The organism is Psittacicella hinzii (genome assembly GCF_003585935.1).
Lineage (GTDB): Bacteria > Pseudomonadota > Gammaproteobacteria > Enterobacterales > Psittacicellaceae > Psittacicella > Psittacicella hinzii.
This window is the reverse complement of sequence record NZ_NRJG01000149.1, coordinates 1-7,305: the sequence shown is the minus strand read 5'-3', so window position 1 is coordinate 7,305 and position 7,305 is coordinate 1. Positions and strand designations below refer to the sequence as shown.

At 33.1% G+C, this 7,305-nt stretch carries 6 protein-coding genes; 5 read left to right on the top strand and 1 reads right to left on the bottom strand.

Annotated features, from left to right (window positions below; translation table 11 throughout):
- Positions 1–236 precede the first annotated feature (236 nt).
- The gene (locus tag CKF58_RS07055; protein WP_119532376.1) at positions 237–1,571 is read right to left on the bottom strand and encodes a transglycosylase SLT domain-containing protein; all 1,335 of its coding nucleotides are present in this window, start codon (positions 1,569–1,571) and stop codon (positions 237–239) included.
- 992 nt (positions 1,572–2,563) lie between these two features.
- Here CKF58_RS07055 and CKF58_RS07050 point away from each other — a divergent pair.
- From CKF58_RS07050 to rpiA, 5 genes are all read left to right on the top strand, one after another.
- Entirely contained in the window at positions 2,564–2,830 is a 267-nt protein-coding gene (locus CKF58_RS07050; RefSeq protein ID WP_222987759.1) for an HP0495 family protein, read from the top strand.
- 353 nt (positions 2,831–3,183) lie between these two features.
- A complete protein-coding gene (gene lipB, locus CKF58_RS07045; RefSeq protein WP_119532372.1) occupies positions 3,184–4,125 on the top strand; it encodes a lipoyl(octanoyl) transferase LipB in 942 nt (313 codons plus the stop codon).
- Between the two features lie 65 nt (positions 4,126–4,190).
- Positions 4,191–5,204 carry a lipoyl synthase gene (lipA, locus tag CKF58_RS07040; RefSeq protein WP_119532370.1) on the top strand — a complete coding sequence of 338 codons (1,014 nt, stop codon included), beginning with the start codon at positions 4,191–4,193 and terminating at the stop codon, positions 5,202–5,204.
- Between the two features lie 48 nt (positions 5,205–5,252).
- Positions 5,253–6,428, top strand: coding sequence for a radical SAM family heme chaperone HemW (gene hemW, locus CKF58_RS07035; protein ID WP_119532368.1), 1,176 nt, complete (start codon positions 5,253–5,255; stop codon positions 6,426–6,428).
- A 203-nt stretch (positions 6,429–6,631) separates the two neighbouring features.
- On the top strand, positions 6,632–7,282 hold the full coding sequence (gene rpiA / locus CKF58_RS07030) for a ribose-5-phosphate isomerase RpiA (protein ID WP_119532366.1): 651 nt from the start codon (positions 6,632–6,634) through the stop codon (positions 7,280–7,282).
- Positions 7,283–7,305: the final 23 nt, after the last annotated feature.

The window sequence follows — 7,305 nt, the reverse complement described above, 5'->3', positions numbered from 1 at the left end:
TTTACTTAAAATTTTATACAGTAAAGACCGAGAGTTAATTCTCTCGGTCTTTAGATCTTAGATCATAAATTAATAAGTTTGCTTTTGTATAACGTATGGACTGATTTTATGTTATACGAACCAATTAGAGGGTATTAGAACAAATTCTAATCTATACGATCTATTCTAGGTTTACTCAAGCTATCTATTTTTACACTACTATATGTATTTTGCTTATGTCGTAGCGCAATATAGGCTTATGGTTGATAGAAATAGATATAGTTAAGTAGCATAAAATACCAACGTCGTACGTTAATGATATATTCAGAAGTTAAACGTCCATTTATCTTACCGTAACGGTGCTTGCTATAACTCATTTCAGGAAGTTTTTGTGCAAGAACTACCCAAGAGTTAGGGTCAAGATTACGTTGTTTTAACCAAGTGCGAGCATCTATAATTTTGGCAATACCTTGATTGTAATTTGAAATAGCATACATATCACGGTCATAACCGGTAATATCTGAAGTAAGATTATTTTTAAAACGCATTAATAATCTTGTACCTTCACGAATAGACTGAGTGGCATCTAATTTATTAGTTACACCTAAAGCTTTGGCACTAGCGTTAGTTAACATCATAAAGCCACTCGGTCCCCATGGGCTAACAGCATTAGGTGTCCAACGTGATTCTTGATAACCTACAGCCATCACAAGACGCCAGTCCATATTAGTCGAATATTGCTGAAACAGACCACTATATTTATTAAATTTAGTTTGCATATTAAGTACAAACTGGCGTGATTCAGCACGTCCAATATTCTCAAGTTGACGTAAGTTATTAAACTTAATTTTATCGTACTGATCGCTTTCTAAAAAGTCGGTTAGAAAGTTATTAAATGAGTCACGTAATTCATTATTTTTAATAAAGAATACGTCATTAATAGTTGCTTGAGTTTGACTGTCAATTAAAACCGGAAAGGTTTTAACTGTTGGATAAAGCTGATTTAGAGCTTTAGCACGATTAGAAGTCGTAATAATATAGTCAACTGCTCTTCCATCAACCCTTTTGTTTTGTCCAACATAGCTATAGAGGACATTTTGATTTACCGGTAATTTCACCGTAGAAAAAGGAAGATTAGGGTAGTCAAATACAGCAGCTTGATAAACTGTGTCAGAATCTGATGGAAAATGCACCGTAGATTTATGATGTTCAGAATAGGCTACAACTACTAGATTTTCAAGTAAATAAGATTGAGTAGCATATTCTGGAGCAACTTTATTAAAATCAGTATTTAAGTTGCCGGCAATTAATTGCACTTCGTCATTATTAAGGGCATTAGCTAAACTAGAAAGAGTATTAAAGATCTTGATATTTAAGGTATAACCTTTTTCATCGGCATAAGCTTTTAGGATTTCATAATCAAGACCTAAGGTCGTTTGGTCATCTTGGATAAAGTAATTAGGGGTTAATACTGCACCAACGACTAATTCAGGTTTAGTAACTTCATCTTCAGCCAAAGCTTTATTGTTGACTAAACTGAAGCTAAGCACACAACTTAATAAGACCAAGAGTTTAAAAATCATTTTATACATATGGCTTACCAAGTAAATTCACCCTAGGGTTATCCTAGGGTGCATTACTATTGAGATTAAAATCTGGATTAAGTAAATTACTCGTCTTACTCTAAATATTAAGTTAAGAGTAAATAAAAGCTTAGGATATGAGCTTATTAGACAAACGTAAGAAGAGTAATTGCACATAGTTAAAAAAGAGTTTTAGATTATAGCAGCATTAGCTGCTATTGGCTAAAATTATATGCTCTTTTCTTAGCGAGTGCATAGTATTTTTTATGTATTGGTAGTAACAAAACTTAGCTTGAAGCTAAATCTTTGCAAAAGATAATTATCAAGGAGTTAATTTGTCTTTAAGTTAATTTTATATAAAGTTCTGAATAATAGAAATAAAAAAATATTTGACATTGCTTAAAGTTCTAGAAATTAACGAGTTATAAGATCGTATTTTATTAATTTGAAGCTTAAGCTGACTTAAAAAAATTTGGTCTTGGGATAAAATGTTTATATAATTTCTTTTCGTGGTTACAAGAGAAAAATGTTAACCACAACTTTATTATGTTGAAAACACTTGGAAAAAAGAACCAAGTTTTTTAACTTAAAGTAAATAGAATTTACCAGTGGCATCTCGTTTATATCGTCAATGCCTGCTTAAGATTGAATTTAGCAGAATTACGAAGTTAAAAAAGACATTAACTTTGCTTTAAAAAATAGGCTTGTTAGTTAAGACTTATTATACGTAGCACTTGCAACAATGATTTTATTGCGCATTTATAACTTAAACCGTATAATATAGAAGTAAAAATCTTAACTATCATCATGTTACAGCCTGAATAATAGACTACTCTTAAGACAGAAGTATAAATTTACTTGAGTTAATAAATATTATTTCTTTGGTTTATTTTACTGTCATATAGAAAGACACGGGTTTGCGAATGCTTAGTACTAGCTTAAAACTAGATAACTGCTTAGCACCTTGGATTCAGGATGCAACACATCAAGAGAAATATCCTATGTTAGGTACTAAAATTGCAGAATTAATGGACTTTCCATCTAGCGTAAGCTTTAAAGTAGTTGGAAAAGGTTCTGAAGCTATACAAGAGGGTATTAAAGAAGTTTTAGAAAAAAATAATGTTACAGATTTTGCTCTAGATTCTAGAGAAAGTCGTAATGGCACTTATACTTCTTATTCAGTTACTCTTCAGGTTCATAGCCCAGAGCAAATGGAAAAATTATATAAAGAATTAGCACAAATTGATCAAGTGCTAATGGTAATTTAATTTTCGCGAGACTGTATACAATGCAGTCTCTTTTTTAATGCTCATAAAACTCCAGTCATTTGGGGCTACTGTACAATCAAATGATTACACCTCAATCAATTTGGGATTACTGTGAGATTATTTAGTGATACCCTAAAATCATTTGGTGCTATCGCATATTGTCTAGAATTATTTTGCCTTAGTTTGTCTTTTTGAGAATTATTAACTTTTGTCAAAAAATTGTTAAGAATCTATAAGTAAAATTAACAAGTTAGAGTTTGCTTTAATCTGTCTTGTTGATTTTTTGTTATAATAGGTAGCGGCTTTAGATAATAAAACCATGCTAAAGCCACACTTAAAATTATGAGGCGCCGATGTTTAAGATAGATAATATCCGGATCGAACAGTTATCTCATAATCTTGAAGAAAAAGTATGGCAACCTAAGCACGCTAGTTTCATTAATAAATTTTTAGCAAATGATTTAGCAGCGGTTGATACAACAACTTCACATTTAACAACTGTAGATTCGTTGCAAGCTCAAGAGTTAACAAAAGATATAAGTAGTAAACTCATTGTTAATTCTATTTCTGCATTGGTAAATTGGCAAGTTAGTTTTAAGCAGATGGTAGATTTTACGCATGCGCGTGATGCTCAAACTGTAGATCAGATTCTTTTGCTGCAACATGAACCTGTGTTTACGCAAGGGATTAATGGTAAAGCTGAACATTTATTACAGCAACAAGCAAATATTCCAGTAATGCAAGCTGATCGTGGTGGGCAAATAACCTATCATGGTCCTAAGCAACAAATTATATATTTACTAATTGATTTTGAGCGTAAGAAAAAACATTATGCAAATTTTGATGTTAAGTTTTATGCGCGCAATATTATTAGTGCCATGGAAAATGCGGTTGTTAATATCCTAACTCATTTAGGATTAAAAAATGTCCACGCTAAACTAGACGCTCCAGGCATTTATGTTGAGCAGAAAAAAATATCATCATTAGGGATTAAAGTAACTCGCCAAGGTACCTATCATGGTATTGCAATTAATTTAGATATGGACTTAGCGCCATTTCATAGTATTAACCCTTGTGGATATGCTGGTCTAGAAATGTGTAATGTTTTAGATTATGTAGATGTGCAAGCTCTACATGCTTTAGGGCTTATTACTGCAGACCAAGTTAAGACCTATACTCATGAAGACCTATATCACTTAATTCAAGAATTAGTAAGTGAATATTTTGTGTCATATATTGCTAAGTGTTTTGCTTATGAGCAAATTTTAGATGGTAAAAATCTAAGCGCAATATAGTTTTCTAGGTTTAGATCGTAAAACAAAAATATTATTGATAATTAACCAACTAAGGTAGTTATACAATGGGTAAAGAGTTTAAAATGGAACGTGGGGTTGGTTACCGTGATGCAGCCAAAACCTCTATTATTCCAGTTAAGAATATCGATCCTAACCAAGAGTTTCTAAAAAAACCTGATTGGTTAAAAATTAAAATTCCTGCTGATAACTCACGTATTCGTGAAATCAAAAGTGCATTAAGAGAAAATAGTCTACACTCGGTATGTGAAGAAGCTTCATGTCCAAACTTACACGAGTGTTTTAGTCATGGTACAGCAACGTTCATGATTCTAGGAGCTATTTGTACACGTCGCTGCCCATTCTGTGATGTGGCACACGGTAAACCATTACCTCCTGATGAAAATGAACCACTACACTTAGCGCAAACAGTACAAGATATGCGCTTAAAATATGTAGTTATAACTTCTGTTGACCGTGACGATTTACGTGATGGCGGTGCTGGTCACTATACTAAAGTAGTAAGTGAAGTTAGACGCTTAAATCCAAATACTAAAGTTGAGATTTTAGTACCAGACTTTAGAGGTCATATTGATCGAGCTCTTGATGAAATCTCTAAAGCTCCACCAGATGTATTCAACCATAACCTTGAGAATGTACCACGTCTATATAAAGAAATTCGTCCAGGTGCAAACTACGAAAAATCTCTTGAGTTATTACGTAAGTTCAAAGAAAGATTCCCTAATGTACCAACTAAATCAGGTTTAATGGTAGGTTTAGGTGAAACTAACGAAGAGTTATACCAAGTAATGCGTGATTTACGTGCTAATGGTGTAACTATGCTTACTATTGGTCAATATTTACAACCTTCACGTTATCACTATCCTGTACAACGTTATGTTCATCCATCTGAGTTAGAGCAAATTCGTAAATATGCGCTTGAATTAGGTTTTGAACATGCTGCTGTAGGTGCTTTTGTACGTTCATCTTATCATGCAGATATGCAAGCTAAAGATATCGTACATAACGAATTAAATGACCCAACAGCTCCGGTAAATAACGTGAAAATTACCGAACTATAAAATTTTTTACTAAAAGGATTGTCTGTGACGATCCTTTTTTATTTATATATGATTAAACAACTTCCACCATTAAGTTTGTACATTCATATTCCATGGTGTGTACAAAAATGTCCTTATTGTGATTTTAATAGTCATGGTATTAAGGCACAGCAAATAGATGCTAATGGTTATTCACCACAGCAAGCTAATATCCCTGAACAAGAATACGTTGAACATTTGTTGCAAGATCTGGAGCAAGATTTAAAATTTGTTCAAGGACGTGAGATATCAAGTATTTTTATCGGTGGCGGTACTCCCTCAATTTTAAATCCTCAAGCCATTGGACAGATTATTGCGGGAGTAAAAGAGCGAGTAAAACTAGCTGCTAATTGTGAAATTACGATGGAAGCTAATCCTGGAACGGTCGATCAAACAAAATTTGCTGGTTTTGTAGAAGCTGGAGTAAATCGTTTATCGATCGGGATACAAAGCTTTAATCCAGAGCATTTAAAAGTTCTAGGACGTATTCATAATACAGAACAAGCTAAATTAGCCGTACAAGCTGCCTTTAAAGCTGGTTTTAAAAATGTTAACGTCGATTTAATGTTTGGATTACCTGGACAAACGGTTGAGCAAGCATTAAGTGATTTAGAGCAAGCTCTTGCTTTACAACCTACACATTTATCTTGGTATCAGTTAACTATAGAACCTCATACCTTATTTGCTTCACAACCACCAGAGCTCCCAGATGATGATTATATTTGGGATATTGAATTAGCTGGTAAGGAACTATTAGAAGCCAATGGCTATCATCAGTATGAAGTTAGTGCTTATGCCAAACAAGGTTATAAATGCCAACATAACCAACATTATTGGCAGTTTCATGATTATTTAGGTATAGGTTGTGGTGCTGCTGGGAAAATTACGACTTTAAATGGTATAATACGAACAACTAAGACAAAACATCCATCAGGATATTTAAAAGGCAAATATTTATATTTAAGTGAAACGGTTAATCCAGAACACTACTTATTTGAATATTTCCTTAACCGTTTTAGACTCTTTTCACCTGTAGAGAAAAAAGACTTTACTTTAGCTACAGGTTTGGTTTCTCAACTAGCGGATCAAGCTTTAGCCAAACATATTAAAAATGGTAATATTAAAGATACGCCTGATAGTTGGGAGTTAACTACAACCGGTCGTAATTTTCTTAACTCAATTTTAGAAGATTTATTACCAGCATAAATTTGGTTTATGTTAATAATGAGTCTTCCTATAAGTAAAGAAGAAAATGCGCACTCGTGGTATCTAAATCATTTAATTTTGCTATGCTAATGTTAGCTATGACTAGGATTATTTTAATTATAGATAATAGCAGCGCTAATCAATATCAAAAGTTAAATTTATTTAGGCATGCCGTAATCGAGTAATTTATATACTTTAAGCAAATGAAACAGCACTTAAATAATAATGAACAAAAATTAGCAGCAGCTAAAAAAGCGCTGGCTTTAGTTCAAGAAAATAAAGTAATAGGTATTGGCTCGGGCTCAACAGTAAATGTTTTTATTAGTTTATTAGCTGAACTACCTTTTAAAATTAAGGGTGCTGTTGCGGCTTCGGTTGAGTCTGAACGTCGATTAAAAGAAATCGGGATTCGTGTTTTTACTCCTAAAGAAGTAGGATCTTTAGACATTTACTTTGATGGAGCTGACGAAGTTACTCCTGAAGGTTATATGACTAAGGGGGGCGGAGCAGCCTTAACACGTGAAAAAATCCTTGCTGCTTTAAGTAACGAATTTATCTGTATGGTAGACCAATCTAAATTAGTGCAATATTTAGGTACTACCTTTGCTCTGCCTTTAGAAGTTATTCCTCTAGCTGAAAGTTTAGTTCTGAATAAGCTTGAACAATTAGGTGGTAAACCTAAAGTTAGAGAAGGTGTGATTACGGATAATGGAAATATTATTATTGACGTTAAAGATTTTGTGATCGAAGATCCACTTGCTCTTGAAGCGCAATTAAATAATATTCCTGGTATAGTAACCAATGGTATTTTTGCCTTTAATAAAGCTAGCCAAATTATTGTTGGCGACAAATAAAAAGACATAAATAAAAACCAAGA